Source organism: Vagococcus silagei (assembly GCF_004795745.1).
Lineage (GTDB): Bacteria > Bacillota > Bacilli > Lactobacillales > Vagococcaceae > Vagococcus > Vagococcus silagei.
This window is the reverse complement of the sequence record NZ_SDGV01000023.1, coordinates 20,228-44,459: the sequence shown is the minus strand read 5'-3', so window position 1 is coordinate 44,459 and position 24,232 is coordinate 20,228. Positions and strand designations below refer to the sequence as shown.

Annotated in this window: 19 protein-coding genes, 1 tRNA gene and 1 pseudogene; 6 read left to right on the top strand and 15 right to left on the bottom strand. The window is 36.8% G+C overall.

From position 1 onward, the window contains the following. Positions 1-14 precede the first annotated feature (14 nt). The 4 genes from ESZ54_RS10395 to rpoN form a co-directional block, all read right to left on the bottom strand. Positions 15-1,202: a phosphoglycerate kinase gene (locus ESZ54_RS10395; RefSeq protein WP_136137592.1), complete on the bottom strand. Its 1,188-nt coding sequence runs from the start codon at positions 1,200-1,202 to the stop codon at positions 15-17. 98 nt (positions 1,203-1,300) lie between these two features. Next, on the bottom strand, positions 1,301-2,305 hold the full coding sequence (gene gap, locus ESZ54_RS10390) for a type I glyceraldehyde-3-phosphate dehydrogenase (RefSeq protein ID WP_136137591.1): 1,005 nt from the start codon (positions 2,303-2,305) through the stop codon (positions 1,301-1,303). A gap of 44 nt (positions 2,306-2,349) precedes the next feature. Beyond that, positions 2,350-3,387, bottom strand: a complete 1,038-nt coding sequence (locus ESZ54_RS10385) for a sugar-binding transcriptional regulator (RefSeq protein WP_136137590.1) — start codon at positions 3,385-3,387, stop codon at positions 2,350-2,352. Between the two features lie 178 nt (positions 3,388-3,565). Then, positions 3,566-4,900, bottom strand: coding sequence for an RNA polymerase factor sigma-54 (gene rpoN, locus ESZ54_RS10380; RefSeq protein ID WP_136137589.1), 1,335 nt, complete (start codon positions 4,898-4,900; stop codon positions 3,566-3,568). Positions 4,901-4,968: 68 nt separating this feature from the next. Between rpoN and ESZ54_RS10375 the strand changes: the two genes are divergently transcribed. The 5 genes from ESZ54_RS10375 to ESZ54_RS10355 all read left to right on the top strand — a co-directional run bounded on the left by ESZ54_RS10375 (position 4,969) and on the right by ESZ54_RS10355 (position 7,468). Then, positions 4,969-5,040, top strand: a tRNA-Arg gene (locus ESZ54_RS10375). Between the two features lie 149 nt (positions 5,041-5,189). After that, positions 5,190-5,393 carry a glycine zipper domain-containing protein gene (locus ESZ54_RS10370; protein WP_136137588.1) on the top strand — a complete coding sequence of 68 codons (204 nt, stop codon included), beginning with the start codon at positions 5,190-5,192 and terminating at the stop codon, positions 5,391-5,393. A gap of 193 nt (positions 5,394-5,586) precedes the next feature. Further along, positions 5,587-6,177 carry a DUF5067 domain-containing protein gene (locus ESZ54_RS10365; protein WP_136137587.1) on the top strand — a complete coding sequence of 197 codons (591 nt, stop codon included), beginning with the start codon at positions 5,587-5,589 and terminating at the stop codon, positions 6,175-6,177. Positions 6,178-6,338: 161 nt separating this feature from the next. Beyond that, on the top strand, positions 6,339-6,935 hold the full coding sequence (gene clpP / locus ESZ54_RS10360) for an ATP-dependent Clp endopeptidase proteolytic subunit ClpP (RefSeq protein WP_136137586.1): 597 nt from the start codon (positions 6,339-6,341) through the stop codon (positions 6,933-6,935). 26 nt (positions 6,936-6,961) lie between these two features. Beyond that, positions 6,962-7,468 carry a thioredoxin domain-containing protein gene (locus ESZ54_RS10355; protein WP_136137585.1) on the top strand — a complete coding sequence of 169 codons (507 nt, stop codon included), beginning with the start codon at positions 6,962-6,964 and terminating at the stop codon, positions 7,466-7,468. A gap of 69 nt (positions 7,469-7,537) precedes the next feature. Here the strand turns inward: ESZ54_RS10355 and ESZ54_RS12800 are convergent. The 11 genes and pseudogenes from ESZ54_RS12800 to uvrB form a co-directional block, all read right to left on the bottom strand. Beyond that, a pseudogene (locus tag ESZ54_RS12800) lies at positions 7,538-7,618 on the bottom strand (DUF3788 family protein); the annotation flags it as partial. Positions 7,619-7,663: 45 nt separating this feature from the next. Further along, the gene (locus ESZ54_RS10350) at positions 7,664-8,866 is read right to left on the bottom strand and encodes a dihydrolipoamide acetyltransferase family protein (protein ID WP_136137584.1); all 1,203 of its coding nucleotides are present in this window, start codon (positions 8,864-8,866) and stop codon (positions 7,664-7,666) included. An 18-nt stretch (positions 8,867-8,884) separates the two neighbouring features. Next, the gene (locus tag ESZ54_RS10345; protein WP_136137583.1) at positions 8,885-9,907 is read right to left on the bottom strand and encodes an alpha-ketoacid dehydrogenase subunit beta; all 1,023 of its coding nucleotides are present in this window, start codon (positions 9,905-9,907) and stop codon (positions 8,885-8,887) included. A gap of 28 nt (positions 9,908-9,935) precedes the next feature. Continuing rightward, positions 9,936-10,901, bottom strand: a complete 966-nt coding sequence (locus tag ESZ54_RS10340; RefSeq protein ID WP_136137582.1) for a thiamine pyrophosphate-dependent dehydrogenase E1 component subunit alpha — start codon at positions 10,899-10,901, stop codon at positions 9,936-9,938. An 81-nt stretch (positions 10,902-10,982) separates the two neighbouring features. Then, positions 10,983-12,317, bottom strand: a complete 1,335-nt coding sequence (gene lpdA / locus ESZ54_RS10335) for a dihydrolipoyl dehydrogenase (RefSeq protein WP_136137581.1) — start codon at positions 12,315-12,317, stop codon at positions 10,983-10,985. A gap of 211 nt (positions 12,318-12,528) precedes the next feature. Next, positions 12,529-14,331: a sigma-54-dependent Fis family transcriptional regulator gene (locus tag ESZ54_RS10330; protein WP_136137580.1), complete on the bottom strand. Its 1,803-nt coding sequence runs from the start codon at positions 14,329-14,331 to the stop codon at positions 12,529-12,531. A 463-nt stretch (positions 14,332-14,794) separates the two neighbouring features. Continuing rightward, entirely contained in the window at positions 14,795-15,718 is a 924-nt protein-coding gene (gene whiA / locus ESZ54_RS10325; RefSeq protein WP_136137579.1) for a DNA-binding protein WhiA, read from the bottom strand. A gap of 20 nt (positions 15,719-15,738) precedes the next feature. Continuing rightward, a complete protein-coding gene (locus tag ESZ54_RS10320; protein WP_136137578.1) occupies positions 15,739-16,731 on the bottom strand; it encodes a gluconeogenesis factor YvcK family protein in 993 nt (330 codons plus the stop codon). Further along, the gene (rapZ, locus tag ESZ54_RS10315; protein WP_136137577.1) at positions 16,728-17,624 is read right to left on the bottom strand and encodes an RNase adapter RapZ; all 897 of its coding nucleotides are present in this window, start codon (positions 17,622-17,624) and stop codon (positions 16,728-16,730) included. The genes ESZ54_RS10320 and rapZ overlap by 4 nt, the downstream gene beginning before the upstream one ends. Before the next feature lie 253 nt (positions 17,625-17,877). Further along, positions 17,878-20,712: an excinuclease ABC subunit UvrA gene (gene uvrA, locus ESZ54_RS10310; protein WP_136137576.1), complete on the bottom strand. Its 2,835-nt coding sequence runs from the start codon at positions 20,710-20,712 to the stop codon at positions 17,878-17,880. Positions 20,713-20,719: 7 nt separating this feature from the next. Continuing rightward, positions 20,720-22,714, bottom strand: coding sequence for an excinuclease ABC subunit UvrB (gene uvrB, locus ESZ54_RS10305; RefSeq protein WP_136137575.1), 1,995 nt, complete (start codon positions 22,712-22,714; stop codon positions 20,720-20,722). A 181-nt stretch (positions 22,715-22,895) separates the two neighbouring features. On the opposite strand from uvrB, the gene ESZ54_RS10300 reads away from it, so the two are divergent. Beyond that, positions 22,896-24,230, top strand: coding sequence for a C1 family peptidase (locus ESZ54_RS10300; protein ID WP_136137574.1), 1,335 nt, complete (start codon positions 22,896-22,898; stop codon positions 24,228-24,230). The last annotated feature ends 2 nt before the right edge of the window (positions 24,231-24,232 follow it).

Genomic DNA, 24,232 nt, shown 5'->3' with positions numbered 1-24,232 from the left:
TTTGTTGGTGCAATTTATTTATCTGAAATAGATTCGACACCTGGTAATTTTTTACCTTCTAAGTATTCTAATGACGCACCGCCACCAGTTGAAATGTGAGTGAATTTGTCAGCAAAACCTAATTGAATAGCTGCTGCTGCAGAGTCCCCACCACCGATGATTGTTGTTGCATCGTCTAAGTTAGCGATTGCTTCACAAACTCCGATTGTTCCTTTTGCAAAAGTTGGTAATTCAAAGACACCCATTGGTCCGTTCCAAACTACTGTTTTTGCACCTTGTAATTCTTTAGTGAATAAATCTAATGTTTTAGGACCAATATCTAATCCTTCTAAATCATCAGGAATATCACCTGAAAGAATTGTAGTTGGTGCATCATTATCAAAGTCAGGCGCACATACTGTGTCGACTGGTAAGATTAATTTATCGCCAGCTTTTTCTAAAATAGTTTTAGCTAAGTCAACTTTATCCATTTCAACGATTGATTTACCAATTTCACGGCCTTGAGCCACGCTAAATGTATAAGTCATACCGCCACCGATTAAAATTTTATCAGCTTTTTCGATTAAGTTTTCGATTACGCCAATTTTATCAGACACTTTCGCGCCACCTAAAATTGCAACGAATGGACGTTTTGGTTCATCAACAGCGCCACCAATGAATTTAATTTCTTTTTCCATTAAGTAACCAGCTGCTGATGGTAAGTTAGAAGCCACGCCTACGTTAGAAGCATGTGCACGGTGAGCAGTACCAAACGCATCGTTGACAAATACGTCACCTAATGAAGCCCAGTATTTACCTAATTCTGGATCATTTTTGCTTTCTTTTTTACCATCAATGTCTTCGAAACGAGTGTTTTCAAAAACAAGGATTTCACCAGGGTCCATTTCGTCGATTGCTTTTTCTAATTCAGCGCCACGAGTTTCTGGAACAAAAGTAACTGGTTTGTTTAATAATTCAGATAAACGTTTAGCAACTGGAGCTAAAGATTTGCCTGCTTTATCTTCTTCTGTTTTGACACGGCCTAAATGTGAAAATAGAATAGCTTTTCCGCCTTCATTTAATATGTATTGAATAGTTGGCAATGCAGCAACGATACGATTATCGTTCGTAATTTCGCCATCTTTTAAAGGAACATTAAAATCCACACGAACTAATACTTTTTTACCTTTTAAATCTAAATCTTCTACAGTTTTTTTAGCCATACTAAAACCCTCCTAAGGTATTCTTTCAATTAGAAAAAGCGGAGAAGCGTGATAGCTTCCCCGCTTCGATTAGTTTAATTCAAGACTTGTAGTTAAAATTAAGCTAATTTTGCAAAATATTGTAAAGTACGGATTAATTGAGCAGTGTATGACATTTCGTTATCATACCAACAAACAGTTTTCACTAATTGTTTTCCACCAACAGTCATTACTTTAGTTTGAGTTGCATCAAATAATGATCCGTAAGAAATACCTACGATATCAGAAGAAACGATTGGATCTTCAGTATATCCGTAAGATTCGTTAGCAGCTTTAGCCATAACAGCGTTGATTTCTTCAACAGTTGTTTCTTTTTCTAAAACTGTAACTAATTCAGTTAATGAACCAGTTGCAACAGGAACACGTTGAGCAGCTCCGTCTAATTTTCCGTTTAAGTCAGGAATTACTAAACCGATTGCTTTAGCAGCACCAGTTGTGTTAGGTACAATGTTAGCTGCAGCAGCACGAGCACGACGGAAGTCGCCTTTAGCATGTGGTGCATCTAATGTATTTTGGTCTCCAGTATAAGCGTGGATAGTTGTCATTAAACCTTCAACAACACCAAAGTTTTTGTTTAATGCATCTGCCATTGGCGCAAGACAGTTAGTTGTACATGAAGCACCAGAGATAACAGTTTCTGAACCATCTAAAATTTCGTGATTTGTGTTGAATACCACAGTCTTAACGTCATTTCCACCAGGAGCAGAAAGAACAACACGTTTAGCTCCTGCTTCAATATGTTTTTCAGCTTTGTCTTTAGAGTTAAAGAATCCAGTACATTCTAAAACGATATCTACACCTAAATCTCCCCATGGTAATTCAGCTGGGTTAGCATTCGCAAAAACCTTAACGTCTTTTCCATTTACTTTAAAGAATCCATCATGAACTTCTACTTCACCATTGAAACGACCTTGAGTTGTATCGTATTTTAATAAGTGTGCTAGCATATTGCCATCTGTTAAGTCATTGATTGCTACTACTTCTAATCCTTCAACTTCTTGAATACGGCGGAATGCTAAACGTCCGATACGTCCAAATCCATTAATTGCTACTTTAACTGTCATGTGAGATTTCCTCCTTTAGAAAATCGAAACTATATTTATTTATTTTAAAGAGTCGCCTCTTTTAAAATCTGATCACAAGCACCTTCATCGGTGATTAACCAAGTTTGCGAAGGAGCGTTTTTCACGTAGGCTTGAATTGCTTTGGCCTTACTTTTGCCACCAGCAACAGCTACTACATGTTGTACTTCTTTAAGATCTTTCAATTGAAGACCAATGCGAGGTATTTTATAAACAACTTCACCCTCTGCATTAAAAAAATATCCAAATGACTCTGCTACCGCTTTTTTGTTGGTTAACATCGCCATGTCCGTATCTTTCATCCCGCGTCGTTTCGCCATATGTAAGGCACGACCGATACTGTGAATCACACAGTCCGCATTTGAGATAAGGCCTAAAACTTTTTGGACAGTAGGTTCTTGTAAGAGAATGTCATATGTTTCCGGACTCACTTGTTCTGGAACATAGAGTACTCTAAAATCACCACCGGTTTTTTCTGCCATCATGGCACAGATTGAATTGGCCTGAATATTAATCATCTCACCAATCCCACCTCTTGCAGGAACAAATAAATTGTGTCGTGCTTCAGTTTCAAGATTGTCCATGTTTTTAGCAACAGTTGCCATTGTAGTCCCACCCATTACGGCGACGACATTTTCTCTTTCAGGTAACTCTTCTTTTAAAACATCGGTTACAATTGAACCAAATTCTTCAAGCACTTTACGATCCTGATCACTATCACCAGAAACGACAATACAATGATCAATTCCTAACGTTCGAGCTAGTGTTCGCTCTTTTTTACGCATCCCAGCATGAGCATCAATAAAGGTCTCTAATCCTCGGTAAACTGATAGACCTTCGTCTGTTAAACTCATCCCACTTTTCGACGTATCTATTAGTTGGATTTGTTTTAAGTAGTCTGTTTCAGTTCGTAAAACACGCTCTGTCACATCTAACTTCAAAGCTAACGTGCGCCGACCGACCGGCTGCATCCAATAGATATTTCTTAGGATCCGAAACCTTTCCTCAACCACTTGGATGATATCAGGAGCAATACGTTCAATCATTTCAATTTCCTGACTCATTCGCTTATTTCCTCCTCGTTGGTCATTTTGTGTCCAACGTAGACTTTTTACGACCCAAGTACTTTAAAAAGTAAAGGGAATCAAACATTATTTTGTTTATCTTTTCCCTATGCCTCTATATTAGCAGTGTTGTACTTTTTTTTCAAGTGATTTCTTGAATATTTTTTCGTTTTTACATTTAATTTTCATCATAACGCTTTCTTTTAGCAGAAGATGCGATACCAAGGGCTTCACGGTACTTAGCAACCGTTCGCCTAGATAGGTTAAATGAATTTTCTTTCAATTGTTCGACGATTTTTTGGTCAGATAATGGTTTTCTTTTATTTTCATTTTCAATTATTTTCATAATTTCACGTTTGATTTCAGCAGTGGCAATTTCTTCATCTGAATGAGCCGGTTGTTTCATGCCTGTTGGGAAAAACGATTTTAACTCGTACACACCAAAAGGACACTGTAAATATTTACCATTCACACTTCGACTGACAGTTGATTCATGAACGCCCACTTCTTTAGCGATTTGTTTCATTTGTAGTGGCACCAATGGTCGCTTGGTATCAAAAAAGAAGTTCTGTTGGTGACGTAGAATCGCTTCACCAATTTTTAAAATCGTATCACCACGTTGCAAAAGGCTTTTATGTAACCACTCATACTCTTCTTTACGGTCTTTTAAATATTTTTTAACTTCATAATCATCTGCTTGTTTCATTTGTTCAAAGTAATGTTTTTGAAATGTAAGACGCGGTTGTGCTTCTTTTGTCCGTCGTAGACTGAGCTGATCTTCCTGAATCATGACCAGTAAATCTGGAATAATGAATTGCTCATCTGTTTTTGAAAAGTGCGCACCAGGGAAAGGACTTAAATGTTGGACATAATCAAAAACTATTTGAACATCACTTAATGAAATCTGATAGGCTTTGGCAATTTTCTCCCACTTACGATTTGCAAATTCATCGAAGTATTCTTCTATTATAAGATAAGCTAGATTGGGAGATGTTTCATCGCGTTCAATTTGAAGCAAAAGACATTCTTGTAGAGAACGTGCACCAACACCCGCTGGTTCTAAAATTTGAATCAAACGTAGAGCATCTAATAGTTTTGTTTCATTTGTTTGGCTAAGGCGAACAGCATCTTCAACGCTGATTGAAAGATAACCATTTGAATCTAAGTACTCGATCAAAAAAAGGGCTAAATCACGTAAGTCTGTTTGTCTATAATTCAAATGAATCTGTTGAATTAAGAAATCAAAGAGTGAGTCATCTTGATCTGGGATTTGATTCACCCAATCTACTTCACCCGATGAATCTGTCTGGTTGGATTTAGTTGTTGAAATTGAGGTGGTCTCTAAAGGTAGTTCTACTTCAATAAGAGGATTCTCTAAGGCTTTTTGTTCCAAAAAAGAAAACAAATCGACGGTGTTAAACTGTAACATCTGAATCGATTGTTGAAGTTGGGTTGTCATGACAAGTTTTTGAGTTTGTTTTTGAGTTTGAGAAATCTGCTGTCCGAATTTCATTAGCGACTCCCTTTCCGATAATGTTAACCTTGCATATTTCTAAAAATTTGTTAAAATAGTATGGTATTGCGCCCTTAGTGTAGTGGATATCACGTAAGATTCCGGTTCTTGAGACAGGGGTTCGATTCCCTTAGGGCGCGTCTTTACACTTGATTATAGCATACAATTTGTTACAAAAAACCGGCACAATACTTATTTTGTGGCGGTTTTATTTTGTTAATCGTAAATTCAAAAATCATTTACCTACTATATTCTATTTTGCTATAATATTGTAAGGGAGTTTTTGATTATGAGTAATAAAATATCTAAGCAAGCATCTTATGTCTCATTAGGATTAATTTTTGGTGCCGCTTTTGGTATTATTTTCGATAGCATTCCAATCGGAGTTGGGTTAGGTCTCTGCTTTGGTGCTACACTTGATATGCAACAAAAGGATTCTAAACTGAAAAGGAGCTGGTATTTTGCTCGCTTTTACAATTTATATTTTGTTTAATTGTTTTGTCCTATTCCTACTTTACCAAGACTACAAAGCTAAAGTTTGGAATAGACAATCTTTAGCCTTACTTTTCATATTATTTATGTCTTTACTTAGCATTAGTGTTTACATCTTTAACTAGTAGTTACCAATTCACTAAATGTACGTATCACTTATATAAAAGAAAAAGATATTTTTGGAGGAGTAATTCATGAAAAAAGTGAAATTAATTTTGATTTCAAGTATTGCTCTGCTTGCACTTGCAGGATGTAATTCAAAAAAAGAAACAACTGTTGAATCTAAAGTAAAGAAAGATGATAAAGCGACAAAAGAATCAACAACGACTTCTGCAATTGAAGATGAAAAAGATGTCTTTGTAAAAAATGCGAAAGACGCAAGCTTTGACGGTAAAATTTTGAGAGGAAATACTTATTCAGTTCGAATCACTGATCATAAGATCATCCAACCTGGTGAACCTGGAAATGACAATGGTGAAAAAACTGTCGTTGCCTTTTGGTATGATACATTGGTGGCTCCTGATTATGACAATTCCAAACCAATAAATCCAACAATTGCTTGGATGTTTAATTTTGAAGTGGTCCAAGATAACGATCCGAATGCCGTTAACAAACTTAAAGAAACTACAACACCAGATGAAAAATTCCGCGACACGATGTCTTCTGAAATAAAACTTGGAGGCACAGTTGCTAATGAATTAACAGATGATAAAAGACCAGTCAAATTAACTGCAAAAAGCCTTCTTGGAGACGAATTTGGCAGTGCTGAATTTAAAGTTAAATAATTAATCTTGCACTTAGAGTCACACATCATGTGGCTCTTTTTTCACGAACAAAACATTTGACCTTTATTGACCAACGAGTTAAACTTCATGGTAGGTACTTTATTCAATTTATGTTAAAATAGATGAAGTAAACAGCCTTATATCACTAGGAGGAAATAAATATGAACCTTATACCTACTGTCATTGAACAGTCATCTCGAGGAGAACGTGCTTATGACATTTATTCTCGACTATTAAAAGATCGCATCATTATGTTAAGTGGGCCCATTGATGATAATGTAGCAAACTCAGTGATTGCACAATTATTATTCTTAGATGCTCAAGACCCAGAAAAAGATATCTTCTTATATATAAACTCTCCAGGTGGAAGTGTTTCTGCTGGCTTAGCAATTTATGACACAATGAACTTTATTAAATCAGATATCCAAACAATTGTTCTTGGAATGGCAGCTTCAATGGGAAGTTTCCTATTATCATCTGGTACAAAAGGCAAACGTTTTGCTTTACCAAATGCTGAAATCATGATTCACCAACCATTGGGCGGCGCTCAAGGTCAAGCATCTGAAATTGAAATTGCAGCACGTCACATCTTAAATACGCGTGACCGCTTAAACAAAATTTTAGCTGATAATACTGGGCAACCACTTGAAATCATTGAAAAAGATACTGATCGTGATAACTTTATGTCTGCTGAAGAAGCAAAAGAATATGGTTTAATTGATGACGTAATGGTTAACAGCACGCGTTTACCTAAATAAGGACATGAATTGAAAGGACGTTTCAAATGACTGATATTAACACACAAAAAATTGATTTCAAAAACGGCATTATCTTAGGTCGTGATGATGCACCTGTTAAGCTCGTTGAATTTACAAATTTAAGATGTCCTTACTGTCGCCAATGGTGGCAAAAACGTCATAACTTAATTGCAGAGTATGTCGCAGCTGGTAGAGTCCAACATGTCATTAAATTATTTGATAAAGAAAAACCAAGTTTAGCTGCTGGTGACGTGATGCATCACCATGTCCCTCAAGATGAATCTGCACCGGATGTGATTTCTTCAATTTTTGAAACACAAGATGATTGGGGAAACTTAGACACTCTTGAAGACGTTGCTGATTACGCAGTAAATACTTTAGGTCTAACTTTACAAAATTACAAAGAAATGTCGACTAAAATCAAAAACGAAACACTTGAATCTGGGGTCTTCTTCATTCCAACAATGATTGTGAATGATCAAGTCTTTGATCAAAAAATCGCTCTTGAAGATTTAAAAGCTTTGCTCAATTAAACAAACCTTAAAAGCCTGTGAAAGGGATTCGCTCTTTCACAGGCTTATTTTTTTACAAACTAAACGGTGTCACAGAAGTAGCTTCTTCGGAAATAAACCGAAAGTCACAAAAATTTGAAAAGCAATTTTCGTGATTTCCTTCTTATTTCTTGAAGCTGAACAATTCTGTCACAACCTCTTATTTTTATGTTAAATCTAGACAATTAATGAATATGGAGATTCTAAGTAATTTACAATTGATGCTAAGAATTCTGCCGCTGGGGCACCATCTATTACTGCATGATCAAAGGTTAAACTTAGCGGTAATTCTTGGACTTCAACGATTTCACGGTCATCATTGAATGCTAATTTTGTTTGCGTTGCACCAACACCAAGGATACCAACTTCTGGACTATTTAAAATTGGTGTGAAGTATTCTATACCAGCGCTGCCCAAGTTTGTAATTGTGAATGTTGAACCAGAATATAAAGCACCAGGCAAGGTACCGTCAACTGCTTGAGAGGTCGTAGTACCAAAAACTTCGCCAATTTGCGTGAGTGATTTCCCTTGCACATCTTTAATAACTGGGACAACTAGACCATCATCGACTGAAACAGCAACGCCAATTGAAACAGCGTCATGTTGTGTTAAAGTTTGTAAATCATACCATGCATTCATCTCAGGATGATCTGCCAATGCTAAACTGACAGCTTTAATCAGTAATGTATTGATACTCATCGCGCGACGGTTCAATTGACCGTTTGTCTTAACTTTTAGGTCTTTTCTAAATTCAAGTAAAGCACTAATGTTAGCTTTACGATGTAATGTTAATTGCGCACTTTGGTCTAAACTTTGATGCATACGTTGTGCAATCACTTTACGCATACCGTCTAATCCTTCGCCCACTTCAACTTTTGTCACATTTGTCGCGACAGTATTAAGTGGAATAAAACGCTCGACATCTCGTTTCGTAATCCGATTATTGCCTCCTGTGCCAATGATATCCGCTAGATCATAATTTTTGTCATTCGCCATTTTGCGCGCTAAAGGTGTTGCAAAAATGCGTTCACCAACTTGACGAATTGGTTTTTCTTGTGGTTGTTCAGCTTGAGAAGTTTCAACCGCAACAACTTCAAGCTCTTCCACCGCTGCTGGGGCACTTTCGTCATTAATTTCTTCACCAGCCGCCCCAACGTATCCAATTTCTTCCTGACAAGGAATGTCCATTCCTTCTGATGCAATAATTTTTAAAAGGACACCATCAATCGGTGACTCGACGTCATGGGTTAATTTTTCTGAACTAATGGTGACGATTGCTTCACCTTTTGCAACTGTATCACCTTCTTGTTTATACCATTGATCAATTGTGCCCTCAGTCATTGTTAAGCCTAATGTCGGCATTGTTAATTTTTCTGCCATTCTTCTTCACCTACTTTTCTATTTTAAGTCATTAATTAATTCTTGCGCTTCTTTCAACACTTTATCTTTATTTGGAAGGTATAATGCTTCTAAATTACTTGCAAATGGGACCGGCGTATTTGGTGCACAGATACATTTAATTGGTCCGTCTAAATAATCAAATGCTTTGTCACCAATAACTGATGATATATCAGTCCCTGTATTGTTGTGTGGATTTGCTTCATCAATCACAATCAAGCGACCCGTTTTCTTAACAGATTGAATAATTGTTTCTTGATCCCATGGTGCTACTGTAATTAGGTCGATAACTTCAACAGAAATACCATCTTTTGCTAATTCTTTAGCAACATCCAAAGCAACATATAACATTTTACCAATCGTGACAATCGTTAAATCAGTACCTTCTTGTTTAATTTTTGCTTTACCAATTTCAACTTTATAGTATTCTTCTGGCACTTCATCTTTCATGCCATATAATGTTTTATCTTCTGAGAAAATAACGATATTATCATCTTCAATTGCTGAAAGTAATAAGCCTTTAGCATCATATGGATTTGACGGTACAACGACTTTCAAACCTGGTACAGAGCCGAACATCCCGTAATATGAACCTGAATGTTGCGCTGCAGCTGAAGCTCCTGCACCGTGACACGTTCTAACTGTCATTGGGATTTTAGCCTTGCCACCAAACATGTAACGCATTTTTGATCCTTGTGCTAATAATGTATCAAAACAAAAACCTAAAAAATCGTTAAACATTAACTCAGGTACAGGTCTTAAGCCGGTCGCTGCCGCACCAACTGACGCACCCATATATCCCATCTCTGAAATCGGTGTATCAATCACACGATCACGACCATGTTTTTCAACTAAACCTTTAGTGACGCCAAAAACGCCGCCCCAAGCTCCTTCGTCATTTAAATGTTCAACGCCTGCGCCACCCGCAATGTCTTCACCTAATAAAATGACGCGATCATCTTTCTCCATTGCTAAATCTAAACCTTCGTTAACTGCTTGCATAAATGATATTCTTCTACTCATTTTGTTCACTCCTCATTTCACTTTTAAATTAAGCATTGACATCTGCGTACAATGCTTCTGGTTCTGGTAATGGACTTTCACTCGCAAATTTAACAGCATGCTCTGTATCTTGAATCGATTGTTTTTCAATTTCATCGGCTTTTTTAGCTGTTAACCATTTATTCTTAATTGCAACTTCTCTAAATGCTGGAATATTATCGATTGCTGCTAATTCTTTTTCTGGACCATCTTGAGCTTTATATTTTTGTTCATCACCTTCAAAGTGACCATAGTTACGATAAGTCATACATTCTAAAATAGTTGGTCCCTCGCCGCGACGCGCACGATCAATTGCTTCACCAGCTGCCTCGTAAACTGCAACAAGATCTTTACCATCAACTGTCACGCCAGGAATATTATAGGCTTGACTACGTTCAGCAATTGTTTTAGAACCTGAGGCATAATTTTGTGGTGTCGCTTCACCAAAGTGATTATTTTCGCAAACAAAAACAACAGGTAAGTTCCAAATCGCAGCCATGTTGATTCCTTCATGGAAAGTTCCTTCATTTGACGCTCCGTCACCAAAGAAACAAACCGCAACATCATCTGTTTTCAAATATTTATTTCTTAAACCAGCACCGACTGCGATTGGGAAACCTCCACCAACCATACCGTTTGCCCCTAACATGCCTTTATCAATGTCGGCAATATGCATTGACCCGCCTTTACCTTTACAAAGACCAGTTGCTTTACCGAAAATTTCGGCCATCATGCCGTCTAGGTCACAACCTTTAGCGATACAGTGTCCATGTCCGCGGTGCGTACTTGTAATATAATCTTTTGCGGTTAAATGTGCACAAACACCAGTTGCGACTGCTTCTTCACCTGCATATAAATGGACGAAACCTGGAATTTCACCCGTTGTAAAAATACGATGAACCTCATCTTCAAAGTTACGAATATCGTTCATTGTTTTGTAAATCCACTCTGCTTTTTCTTTTGATATTTTTTCCATTTGTAAATCCTCCTTATGAATTGTGAGATGTGATATAATCAGACGTCTGTTCAAACTGACATCAACAATCTTCTCAAACATCTAAATCATTTCGTTTGCTAATTCACCCATCATTTCAGACAATGTTGGATGGGCAAAGGTCATTTTCTCAATCTCTGAAAGTGTTCCTTCTGACTCTTTAATTGCTAATAATGTGTGGATCATTTCGGTAGCATTTGCACCGACAATCACAACACCTAGAATTTCATCATATTGTTTGTCAGCAATAATTTTGATAAAACCTGAAGTTTCATTCCCAGAAATGGCACGTCCATTGTTACCATAGGGAATTTTTGAAACTAAAACATCTGTGGATCTTTCTTTTGCTTCAGTTTCAGTCAAACCAAAACTTGCGATTTCTGGATGTGTATAGACACATTTTGGAATCACTTCATTTTTAAGCGGTGCTTCTGCTTTACCAAACATATGACGCACTGCCTTAATCCCTTCTTTACTTGCAGCATGAGCTAACATATAAGTATCAATTAAATCACCAATCGCATATACATTTGGTATCGATGTTTGATAATGGCGATTGACCGCAACAAATTTTTGACTGTCAACTTTTTCTAAACCTAAAGCTTCCGGTAAAGTCATATTTGCTCTACGTCCAGTTACCACTAACAATTGATCAAAGACAATTTTTTCTGAAGCTAAACAAACTTCGTGTGCCTTAACTTCTTTAATCGTTGCTTTCTCAATAACCTTTACATTCATTTGATTTAATTTTTTCCGAATCAGTTGACGCGCCTCAACGTCTTCGGTTAATAAAATTTCTGGTGCAACTTCTATGACCGTCACATCAACCCCAAGTGGAGCCATTGCAAAAGCAAGTTCAATCCCAATCACGCCACCACCGATAATTGCTAATTTTTCAGGCAATTCACGTAAATCGAAAAATGTATCTGTGGTTAAATAATCAACTGTATTAATTCCTTTAATGGGTGGTACAAAAGGTGTACTACCTGTTGCAAGTAATATTTTTTCAGCCTCAAGAATCTCTCCATTTACGCAAACTTCATTGGCATTTTTTAAAGTCGCATCACCTTCGAAATAGTCAATTTGATTAGATTTAAATAAATAGTGAATCCCTTGTTGTAATTGCGTCACAACTTGATCTTTGCGATAAACTAATTTCTCAAAATCAATATGGTTCACAGTTGTGTCAATTCCAAAATGATTTGCTTCTGAAACCGTCTCTAGCCAGTCAGCATGTTTTAGATAAGCTTTTGATGGAATACACCCGACATTTAAGCAAGTACCTCCTATACTTTTTCTTTCAATGACAGCGACTTTTTTACCTAGTTTAGTTGCTTCAACAGCTGAAACATAACCACCCGGACCAGCACCAATCACGATTAAATCATAAAACTTCATTTTTTCACCTTCCTTATTTTGTGGTTCACTTTACTATTAGCAACTAGCGTGCCAACTTTAAATATCAGTGGATTGTAAAGGCTTACTTTTTTAGTTTGTACCATTCAAACGATTTCGTATCATATTGTTGCAACAATATTTAAAAATCTTTCACAGAATAAATAAATAAAAAAATATCGCTAAGAATAATCATCTTAACGATATTTTTTAATTATTTTTCAATTGTAATTTGATATTTATCAAGTTTTCGATAAAGTGTACTACGCGCAATGCCTAATTTCTCAGCAGTTTGACTTAAATGATTATTGGTTTCTTGCAAGACTAGTAGTATTTGGTCACGCTCTGACAGCTCACCAGCTTGTTGTTTGACATAAGCTTCATTTGGTTTTACTGAACCTTGATTAATTAATTCATCAATCTCATCTGATGTTGGTGCATGGTCATGATAAAACAGGTGGAGACGTTCAACAAAATTATAGAATTCTCGGATATTTCCCGGCCACTTGTAATGTGGTACCTTACGTTTAACATCACATATCCATTCTGGGTACCAACTGTTTTTCTCACAAAATGAATCAATAAACAAATCGAAATCTTCTTCGCGTTCACGTAATGGTGGTAATCGAAGGGGTAATACAAACAAACGATAAAATAAATCAGCTCTAAATTCACCCGCTAAAACTAGTTTACGTAAATCCTTATTACTTGCTGTGACAATCCGAAAATCGACATCAATAGCAGACTCACCACCAAGAGGGACAACTTTTTTCTCTTCTAAAACACGCAACAATGAGACTTGCATACGCGGTGACATACTGTCTACTTCATCTAAGAAAAGTGTGCCTTTATCCGCTTGTCTAATTTTCCCTTGGTAACCTGATTGATTTGCCCCAGTAAAAGCACCAGAAGCATATCCAAATAATTCACTCTCTAATAAGTTTTCACTTAATGCACCACAGTTAACTGAAATCAACGGGCCTTGATTTCGCGGACTATTGTAATGAATTGTTTTTGCCGATATTTCCTTCCCACTTCCCGTTTCACCACAAATATGAATCGGTAAATCAGAATTAGCTGATTTTAATAATTGTGCGAGGAAGCGACGATAATGCGCATTTCTTGAAGGCACCCCAAAAGAAGTAAACCCTGTTGATTGCACTAACTCTGGTATTTCAAAAAGGTAAGCCAAGCCGATTTTTTCAGTTCGATTAAATAGTTGTTTCACAGTATAATTTAAGCCTTTTTGAGCGATAAACTCTTCGGCAATTCTACCTAGCCAATCTTTTTCTTGTTCCTCAAAGTCATTAGAAATTGCCATGATTTTACCAGCTTCATTACATAAAATGCAAGCATGAAAAGGTTGCTTCAACACAGTTTTCATTTGAGCTGCTTGTTCATGATAGCTTTCTTCTAACAATTTGATATGAATGCTCTTGGTAATCATTTGCAAAGCTATTTGGGTATAATTTGTTTCAAAATCTTCTTCTGTTGTCGAAACATTCAAACAAGCAATCAATTGATTTTCAGCATCTAGGACTGGCGCAGAACTACAAATAAAAGGATGAGATGCTTTAGCATAATGCTCATATTTCTTAACTGTATTGGTTTGTTTTGTTCTAAGTGTAATACCGATTGCATTTGTCCCAACTGCTTTTTCAGTCCAAACACTACCTTCACTAAAGAGAATATCATTCGCTAATTCTTTTGTCTGACGATGACCATCACGCCAAATAATCGCCCCATTTTCATCTGTTAAAATGAACAGTGGACGTTTCATATAGAAAAATTCACTATATTTTTGAATTTCGTCTTGCACCATACGGATAAGTCGGGCAAGCTTTGTACGTTGTTCTTGTAATAAATAAACACTGATTCTTTCAATTCCACGATCTGAATAAGGATTTACCTCTAACTTGGAGCAATATTGCCATGAATCTAAAATATGATGAGGTACACGGACAGATTGTGTATCATGAGATTGTACAAAATTGTACCAAACGTCTTTCGTTGTCATTTTAGAATCCTCTCCTGTGTTCTTATTTTCATGCCTTGATTATAACAGTTTTTTTGGAAAAATGTAAAAAAAGACAACGATTAATATAAAATTAACGTTGTCTTCTTATAATGTTTTATTTTCAACATGACACAGAGAATTATTATTCAGCACTTATTGGTGAATTTTTTCAGGTGTAAGTTGAATTTTTAGGGGGGGGCGGATTGAGTACCGGCCGTTGTATAGACGGGGTTCCGTAGGCAGGGATTCGGCACTAAGTATATTCTGATATTCAGGCAAAAACCGTCAGATTATCACGCTCGCCTTACTGCTCAGCCCAAACCGCTCACTACACCACCTAGATTATCGGGATTTTTGGAGCAGAGGTTCGGTCTCAAGCCGAGCTTGTGAATAAATTAAAAACCAATTTACTCACAAGCTCGCCTTGCGACTCACCTCTAAACGCTCCAAAAATCACCTATCTTTACCCTAATGTTTGTGCGAATTCGTTTAGTTTTCGCATACGGTGGTTGATGCCTGATTTGGTGATTGCTCCGGAGGGTAAGGTTTCGCCTAGTTCTTTGAGGCTAATTTCTGGATATTCTAGTCTCAATTCTGCGACTTCTCTTAGTTTTTCCGGTAGCGCATCTAAACCGACTGTTCGTTCAATATGCTGAATGGCTTCTATTTGTTTTTTGGCTGCATCTGCTGTTTTGTTCATATTGGCATTTTCGCAGTTCATTAATCGATTCACTGAATTGCGTAAGTCACGAACAATTCGCACATCTTCAAATTTCAACATCGCATTCGTCGCACCAATTAAAATTAAAAAATCAGCGATTTCTTCGGCACCTTTTAAATAGGTAATATACCCATTTCTGCGTTCAGAAATACGACCATTCAAATCATACATTTGTAACATATCACATAAATCTTGACACTGATCTTCATACATTGAATAAATCTCTAAATGATAACGGCTGGTTTCCGGATTATTGACCGAACCGCCCGCTAAAAAAGCGCCTCGTAGATACGAGCGCACTTTTTGCTCATTATTTTTAATCGTATCGGAAACACGTGTATTAAACATTAAACCATCCAAAATCTCTAAATCTGTTAATACTTCTTGTGTTTCTTGTTTTAATCTTACAATGTAAACATTGTTTTTCTTTAGCTTCATTTTACGACGGACCAATAACTCACTATTCACTTGATAATGATCCTTTAACAGCGTATAAATTCTACGTGCAATCGCAGCATTTTCAGTCTGTACATTTAAAACAAATTTTCGATTGACCAGTGAAACAGCACCATTCATTCGAATTAAGGCAGCCAATTCAGCTTTTGCATGTTCACGATGAACTTCTAGCGTTGTTAATTCTTTCTTTACTTCCGAGGCAAAAGACAAGATAAGTTCCCCCTCTTCACCTAATATTTTACATCAAAAACCAATCTAAATAATTCTTCAACTACTTTATCGCCATCGTGGAAAGCTCCACCATCACGAAGTTCTAGAAAATCAGCCGAAATTACACGACAGTCTTCATCACGCAAGCCTTGGAAATCATGCGTGACTTGAATTAAGTACTCGTCAAACTTATCAGAATTCATATATTCTTGTGGCACTTCTTCCGTATTTACAAGTACTGTATCAATAAATTTTGTTTGCAAATGACGGTGAAGCACTTGAATATGGTTCGCATCCGTAAATTGCTCTGTTTCACCTTTTTGCGTCATAATATTACAAATATAAACGACTTCAGCTGCAGACTTGATGACTGCATCTCCTAATTTTGTAATCATGAGATTCGGTAAAATACTTGTATACAGACTTCCTGGTCCTAAAACAATCATATCCGCATCTTCAATAGCACGTAATACTTTGCGCGAAGGTTCTGGGCATTCGCCGTTTTCAGCATTTGTCACATAAACGTATTCAATATTTTTGCGACATTTACCAATATTAGATTCACCAGAAATCTCTGTGCCATCTTCAAATTTAGCATGCAATGTTAATGACTCCTCTGAAGCTGGATAAACATGACCATTCACATGCATAAATTTTGCAAGTAATTGAATGGCTTCATATGTACTATTTCGCATCTCAGATAACGCGGCAATTATTAAGTTTCCAATCGTATGGTTTGCTAAAAAATCGTCTTCAGCTTTAAATCGATATTGAAAAATATCTTCAACGAGTTGTGGCATGTCAGATAATGACACTAACACATTCCGCAAATCCCCGGGCGGACTCATTTTAACGCTCTCTCGTAATAAACCGCTGCTTCCCCCATCATCAGCAACGGTTACAATTGCTGTAATATCAGCGCTTTGATCACGAAGAGCTTTCAAAATTACGGGTAGACCTGTTCCTCCACCGATAACCACTATTTTAGGTTTTCGGATCCGATACGTTTTCATGATCTGTTTACCGTTTCCTTACGTTTATGCATATCACGATGGGTAATATTAGTACGATAATCTTGTTCTAATCGATGTCCTAAGCGCTCTGTTAAAGCAACTGAGCGGTGTTGGCCTCCCGTACAGCCAATTGCAATCGTTAAACTCATTTTCCCTTCTTTTTCATAACCAGGTAAAATGCATAAAATTAGATCTTCGTATTTCGTATAAAATTCTTCCGTTAAATCTGACTCCATCACGTAGTCATAAACTTCTTTATTCGTCCCATTTAAAGGGCGTAGTTCTGCAACATAGTGTGGATTTGGTAAAAAGCGGACATCCATGACAATATCAGCATCAATTGGAAGACCATATTTAAAACCAAATGACACCATCTCAACTCTAAATGATGTACTATCTGTTCTATTGAAGTTGCCCATGATTTGTTCTCTTAATTGGCGCGGCGTTAAGTTTGTCGTATCAATGACTAATTGGGATTCAGCTTTAATTGCTGCTAACATTGAGCGTTCTTTCTTAATTCCTTCAGTCACCATACCATCCATTGCTAACGGATGCGTACGACGTGTTTCCTTATAACGTGACACTAATTCTTTGTCAGAAGCATCTAAAAATAGAATTGACGTATCGACTAACTTAGTATTTTCAAGTTCAATTAACATACTTTGAATTTCCTCAAAAAAGCCACGTGAGCGTAAATCAATTACTAACGCAATTTTTGAAATTTTTCCTGATTCTTTAATCAATTCCCAAAACTTTGGGATTAATGTAGGAGGTAAGTTATCGATACAAAAATAGCCCATGTCTTCAAAACTTTGAATAGCTACAGTTTTACCCGCACCACTCATTCCAGTAATGATGACTAATTGTAAACTATCGATTTCTTTTTCTGCCATTAAAATCACTCCCTATACTTTATTCTTCAAAATATAAATTTTAAAGGTTTATGTAGATTTATTTTAAATTTATTTCTTATATTACCCCACAATTATAACATACCTGGCGTGCCGTAAGATAGTCATTTTACGGGTCTTAAATGATTATTGGTGAAAAAGACTTAAATAGCAAGCTATATTTATGTTAAAAGGCAAAATAAAAATCTATCACTCTAAAAACGTATCATTTTAAGAGTGATAGATTTATTAAATTTTATGCTTTTGGACTATTCTTAAGCACATCTTTCAAATAGTATCCAGTAAAACTTTCTTCAACTGTTGCAACTTCTTCAGGTGTGCCTATCGTGACGATTTGACCCCCACCATCGCCGCCTTCCGGTCCTAAGTCAATAATGGTATCCGCTGTTTTAATCACATCTAAATTATGTTCAATTACAAGGACAGTGTTACCTGCATCAACTAAACGATTTAAAACACCAAGCAAACGTTTAATATCGTCTGCGTGTAATCCTGTCGTTGGTTCATCTAAAATATAGAAACTTTTACCTGAAGAACGTTTATGTAATTCACTAGCTAGCTTCATCCGCTGAGCCTCACCACCAGATAACGTTGTCGCTGACTGTCCCAACTGAACATAACCTAATCCTACATCGAGGATCGTTTCTAACTTACGACTAATTTTAGGAATGGATTTAAAAAAAGGCACCGCTTCTTCAACACGCATTTCTAAAATATCAGCAATATTTTTACCTTTATAGGTTACTTCTAAAGTTTCAGAATTATAACGTTTGCCATGACAAACTTCACATGGCACGTAAACATCAGGAAGGAAGTGCATTTCAATCTTGATAATACCGTCACCACGACAAGCCTCACAACGTCCGCCTTTAACATTAAAACTAAAACGTCCTTTTTTATACCCACGAATTTTAGCTTCATTCGTTTTAGCAAACAAATCACGTACATCATCAAAAACACTTGTATAGGTTGCTGGGTTACTTCGAGGCGTCCGACCGATTGGACTTTGATCAATATCTATGATTTTTTCAATTTGTTCATAACCGGTAATCTTCTTATGCTTACCTGGTTTGTCTGAATTTCGATTGATTTTTTGAGCTAAAGCTTTTTTAAGAATACTATTAACCAAAGTACTCTTACCAGAACCTGAGACGCCTGTCACCGCAATAAATTTGCCTAAAGGAAACGCCACATCAAGATTTTTCAAATTATTTTCAGCAGCACCAAAAACTTTAATCTCTTGGCCGTTGCCCTTGCGTCGTTCACTTGGAACAGGAATCGCTTTTTGACCTGACAAATATTGTCCCGTCAGCGAATTAGGATCTTTCTCGATTTCTTCAGGCGTCCCTGCAGCCATAATTTCACCACCAGCATCTCCTGCACCTGGTCCAATATCAATTAAATAATCTGCGGCACGCATTGTATCTTCATCGTGTTCTACAACGATTAAAGTATTGCCTAAATCCCGCATTTTTTTCATTGAATCAATTAAACGATTATTATCACGTTGATGTAAACCAATTGAAGGTTCATCTAAAATATACAAAACACCTGATAAGTTTGATCCAATTTGAGTAGCCAAACGAATACGTTGGGCCTCACCACCCGATAATGTACCGGAAGAACGACTCAGAGTTAAGTAATTCAAGCCAACATTATTTAAGAAGGTCAAGCGATCAATTACTTCTTTTAAAATTGGATGAGCGATGGCCGTTTCTTGTTCTGAAAGTGTTAATTCTTCAAAATAATGTAACGAGTCTTTAATGGCAAAATCACTAATCTCACCAATATGTTTACCTTCGACTTTGACAGATAAAGCCTGTTCATTCAAACGATAACCATGACATGTTTCACACGTTAGTTCCCGCATATACAAACGCATTTGGTCGCGGGTGTAATCACTACTTGTTTCTTTATAACGGCGTTTGATATTGATTAAGACACCTTCGAATGGAATATCAACATCACGGACACCACCAAACTCATTTTGATAATGGAAATGGAAAACCTCTTCATTAGATCCGTTCAAAACTAAATTTTGCGCTTCTTCCGCTAATTCTTCAAATGGTGTATCCATGTCAATGCCAAATTGCGTACAGGCTTGTTCTAACATTTGAGGATAATAGTTAGAACTGATTGGATTCCACGGAATCAAAGCCCCTTCGCGTAAGGTTTTAGTAGTATCCGGAATGACTAAATCAATGTCGAGTTCAAGCTTAACACTTAAACCATCACAGTCTGGACAAGCACCGAATGGCGTATTGAAAGAAAACAAACGAGGTTCAATTTCACCCACGGTAAAGCCACAATAAGGACAGGCATAATGTTCACTAAATAGGAATTCTTCGCCATCAATCACGTCAGCTATCGCATAGCCATTCGCAAGATGTAACGCAACTTCAAATGAATCAAATAAACGTGAACGAATGCCTTCTTTAATGACGATCCGGTCAATGACAATCTGAATATCATGTTTCTTATTCTTAGAAAGTTCTGGCACTTCTGAAACATCATAGATTTCGCCATCGACTTTAACACGGACAAAACCTTCTTTTTTAACTTGCTCAAAAACTTTTTTATGTTGACCTTTTTTTCCGGTAACAACTGGAGCCAAAATTTGCAACTTTGTTCGTTCTGGTAATTCCAGCACACGATTCACCATTTGCTCAACAGATTGACTAGCAATAGGCGTCCCATCATTTGGACAAATGGGATGGCCAATTCGGGCAAACAATAGACGCAAATAATCATTAATTTCAGTAACCGTTCCGACCGTTGAACGTGGATTTTTACTGGTTGTCTTTTGATCAATTGAAATGGCGGGACTTAACCCATCAATACTATCAACATCAGGCTTATCCATTTGGCCTAAAAATTGTCGTGCGTATGAAGATAAACTTTCAACATAACGACGTTGACCTTCTGCATATAACGTATCAAAAGCCAGTGAACTTTTTCCTGAGCCAGAAAGTCCTGTAATGACGACCAATTGATCCCTTGGAATTGTGACATCTATATCTTTTAAATTATGAGCTCGCGCTCCCTTAATGACGATTTTATCGTTTGCCATTCTATCCCTACTTTCCTGCTTTTAGTTCTAATAAGGTATCGCGCAGAGTTGCAGCTTTCTCGAAGTCGAGATCTTTGGCAGCTGCCTTCATTGCCAATTCCATTTCGCTTAAAAATTGTTCTTTTTCGATGCGATTCATCTTTTGATATTGTTCTAACAATGAATTGTCTTCCTCTTGCTCCGCTTCTTTAGTGATACTAATTAAGTCGCGAACCTCTTTAATAATTGTTTTTGGTGTAATACCGTGTTCTTCGTTATAAGCCATCTGAATTTCACGACGACGTTCTGTTTCTGAAATAGCATAATTCATTGAATCCGTCATTTTATCCGCATACATGATTACTTTACCATCAGAGTTACGAGCAGCACGACCAATGGTTTGCACTAATGAGCGTTCGCTTCTTAAGAAACCTTCTTTATCGGCATCTAAAATCGCCACTAATGATACTTCTGGTACATCAATCCCCTCACGTAAGAGATTAATCCCGATTAAGACATCAAAAATCCCTAGACGTAAGTCACGAATGATCTCAGTTCGCTCAAGTGTCTTAACATCACTATGAAGATACTTGACTTTTAATCCTAATTCTTTGAAGTAATCGGTCAAATCTTCTGACATTTTTTTCGTTAAGGTCGTGATGAAAACACGTTCGTTACGGTCAATACGCAGATTAATCTCACCGACTAAATCATCAATTTGACCCATAATTGGACGGACTTCAATCGTCGGATCCAGTAACCCTGTTGGACGGATGATTTGTTCAACGACAATATCCGTTTGTTCTTTTTCATACGGGCCTGGCGTTGCAGACACATAGACAATTTGATTCACATGAGACTCGAACTCATTTAATTGTAGCGGACGATTGTCTAAAGCACTTGGTAAACGGAACCCATAATCAACAAGCATTTGCTTACGCGCCCTGTCACCATTGTACATCCCTCGAATTTGTGGCATTGTGACGTGTGATTCATCAATCATAATAAGTGAATCTTCAGGGAAAAAGTCAATTAATGTATATGGCGGTTCGCCTTCATTACGGCCATCCATATGACGAGAATAGTTTTCAATCCCTGAACAATAACCCATCTCACGCATCATCTCAATATCATAATTGGTACGTTGCTCTAAACGTTGTGCTTCAATTAATTTATCATCTTCACGTAATTCTTTTAAGCGCACTTCCAGCTCTGTTTGAATTTTTTCAATCCCTTCTTCCATATAGTCTTCATTGGTCACAAAGTGAGTGGCAGGGAAAATAGCAACATGTTCACGGTCAGCAATAATTTCACCTGTTAACGCATCAACTTCTCGGATACGTTCAATTTCATCACCAAAGAATTCTACACGCAAAGCATGTTCATCTTTCGAAGCTGGAAAAATCTCAATCACATCACCACGAACACGAAAACGTCCCCGTTGGAAATCAATATCATTGCGATCAAATTGAATATCAACCAATTTTCGCAAGACTTCTTCACGCGAAATCTCCATGCCTTCACGCAACGAAAGAACTTGATCTTGATATTCTTCCGGATCTCCTAATCCATAAATACAGGAAACTGAGGCTACGACAATCACATCATTGCGCTCAAGTAATGAACTTGTTGCTGAGTGACGTAGTTTATCAATCTCATCATTAATGCTGGCATCTTTTTCAATATACGTGTCACTGGAAGGGACATATGCTTCTGGTTGATAATAATCATAGTAACTGACAAAATACTCAACAGCATTTTTAGGAAAGAACTCTTTAAATTCACTGTACAATTGTCCTGCTAAAGTTTTATTATGCGCAATAATCAAGGTCGGTTTATTAACCTCTTTGATTACATTGGACATCGTAAATGTTTTTCCAGAACCTGTCACACCAAGAAGAATTTGAGCCTTTTTTTGATCTTGAATATTTTTAACTAATGTTTCAATGGCTTCTGGTTGATCACCCGCTGGTTCATACTTTGAGACTAATTCAAAAACATTTGATGTATTTTTTTCAATCACATGTGTCACTCCCTGTCTAATAAATCGGTGATTACATTTTAACATAGCGAACATATTTTCGCCATCAAAAGATATTCTAGAATTTTATATGAACAATCATTCATATGTCTTTTCTTTTTCTAAAAAAAAGAGTACAATACGATTAGAAACTAATTAAATTATAGGAAGGTTGATTATTTTTATGAGCAAAACAATTTCAAAAGAACAAATCAAAAAGTTTAACCAGCATTTTCAGTCAAGCCAACAATTATTAAATGCCCAAAATGCAGTCATGAAAAATGGTATTTTAGCGGCATCTTCCAATCAACAAGCCTTGATTGATAACACACCAGTTTTTTCAATTGACTTAGACACTGGTAAAGTAGCAAACCAAAAACAAAGTGGTCGTTGTTGGATGTTTGCAGCGTTAAATACGTTTAGACATACTATCCAACACGATTTCAATATCAAAAATTTTGAATTGTCACAAAACTACACTTTCTTCTGGGATAAATTTGAAAAAGCAAATTACTTCTACGAAAATATCATTAACACATCAAACGACGACTTAAATAGCCGTAAAGTAGCCTTTTTATTACAAACACCTCAACAAGATGGTGGCCAATGGGATATGTTAGTGGCGATTATTCAAAAATACGGTATCGTTCCAAAAAGCGTCATGCCAGAATCATTTAACAGTTCAATGAGTCGTGAACTAAATACATACTTAGATAAAAAACTTAGAAAAGATGCGATTATTTTACGTGACCTTGTGGCAGAAAATGCATCTGAAAGTAAAATCGCTGAAACGAAAGAAAAAATGTTGAGTGACATTTATCAATTACTTTGTCTAACTTTAGGCACACCACCTACTGAATTTGATTTTTCATTCCGAGACAAAGATGATAATTTCCATGCCTATGAGAACCTAACACCACAATCATTTTACGACCAATTTATTGGTGCTGATCTATCAGAATATGTCAGCATTATCAATGCACCAACAGCTGATAAACCTTATAACGAAGTTTACACTGTTGAAATGTTAGGTAACGTGGTTGGTGGTAAAGAAGTCCGTCACTTAAACGTTGATATTAAAACATTTAAAGACCTTGCGATTGCACAATTAAAAGCAGGCGAAGCAGTTTGGTACGGTTGTGATGTCGGTCAATCTTCAACACGTGACTCTGGTATTATGGCAACCAATGCCTATAATATCGACGCCGTTTTAGATATGGACTTCCAAATGTCAAAAGCAGAACGCTTAGACTATGGTGAAAGTTTAATGACACATGCAATGGTCTTAACTGGCGTAAACTTAGTGAACGAGCAACCAACAAAATGGAAAGTTGAAAATAGCTGGGGCGATAAAGTAGGTACAAAAGGCTACTTCGTCATGAGTGACGAATGGTTGGATGAATACACTTACCAAATCGTTGTAAATAAAAAATACTTACCAAAAGAATTACAAGAGGTTGTTGCCAAAGACAACGTCACAATGCTTGACCCTTGGGATCCAATGGGTGCCTTAGCATAATA

Coding starts and splice junctions, on each gene's coding strand:
- ESZ54_RS10395 (WP_136137592.1), bottom strand. CDS start 1,202: ATGGCTAAAAAAACTGTAGAAGATTTAGATTTAAAAGGTAAAAAAGTA.
- gap (WP_136137591.1), bottom strand. CDS start 2,305: ATGACAGTTAAAGTAGCAATTAATGGATTTGGACGTATCGGACGTTTA.
- ESZ54_RS10385 (WP_136137590.1), bottom strand. CDS start 3,387: ATGAGTCAGGAAATTGAAATGATTGAACGTATTGCTCCTGATATCATC.
- rpoN (WP_136137589.1), bottom strand. CDS start 4,900: ATGAAATTCGGACAGCAGATTTCTCAAACTCAAAAACAAACTCAAAAA.
- ESZ54_RS10370 (WP_136137588.1), top strand. CDS start 5,190: ATGAGTAATAAAATATCTAAGCAAGCATCTTATGTCTCATTAGGATTA.
- ESZ54_RS10365 (WP_136137587.1), top strand. CDS start 5,587: ATGAAAAAAGTGAAATTAATTTTGATTTCAAGTATTGCTCTGCTTGCA.
- clpP (WP_136137586.1), top strand. CDS start 6,339: ATGAACCTTATACCTACTGTCATTGAACAGTCATCTCGAGGAGAACGT.
- ESZ54_RS10355 (WP_136137585.1), top strand. CDS start 6,962: ATGACTGATATTAACACACAAAAAATTGATTTCAAAAACGGCATTATC.
- ESZ54_RS10350 (WP_136137584.1), bottom strand. CDS start 8,866: ATGGCAGAAAAATTAACAATGCCGACATTAGGCTTAACAATGACTGAG.
- ESZ54_RS10345 (WP_136137583.1), bottom strand. CDS start 9,907: ATGAGTAGAAGAATATCATTTATGCAAGCAGTTAACGAAGGTTTAGAT.
- ESZ54_RS10340 (WP_136137582.1), bottom strand. CDS start 10,901: ATGGAAAAAATATCAAAAGAAAAAGCAGAGTGGATTTACAAAACAATG.
- lpdA (WP_136137581.1), bottom strand. CDS start 12,317: ATGAAGTTTTATGATTTAATCGTGATTGGTGCTGGTCCGGGTGGTTAT.
- ESZ54_RS10330 (WP_136137580.1), bottom strand. CDS start 14,331: ATGACAACGAAAGACGTTTGGTACAATTTTGTACAATCTCATGATACA.
- ESZ54_RS10320 (WP_136137578.1), bottom strand. CDS start 16,731: ATGAAAACGTATCGGATCCGAAAACCTAAAATAGTGGTTATCGGTGGA.
- rapZ (WP_136137577.1), bottom strand. CDS start 17,624: ATGGCAGAAAAAGAAATCGATAGTTTACAATTAGTCATCATTACTGGA.
- uvrA (WP_136137576.1), bottom strand. CDS start 20,712: ATGGCAAACGATAAAATCGTCATTAAGGGAGCGCGAGCTCATAATTTA.
- ESZ54_RS10300 (WP_136137574.1), top strand. CDS start 22,896: ATGAGCAAAACAATTTCAAAAGAACAAATCAAAAAGTTTAACCAGCAT.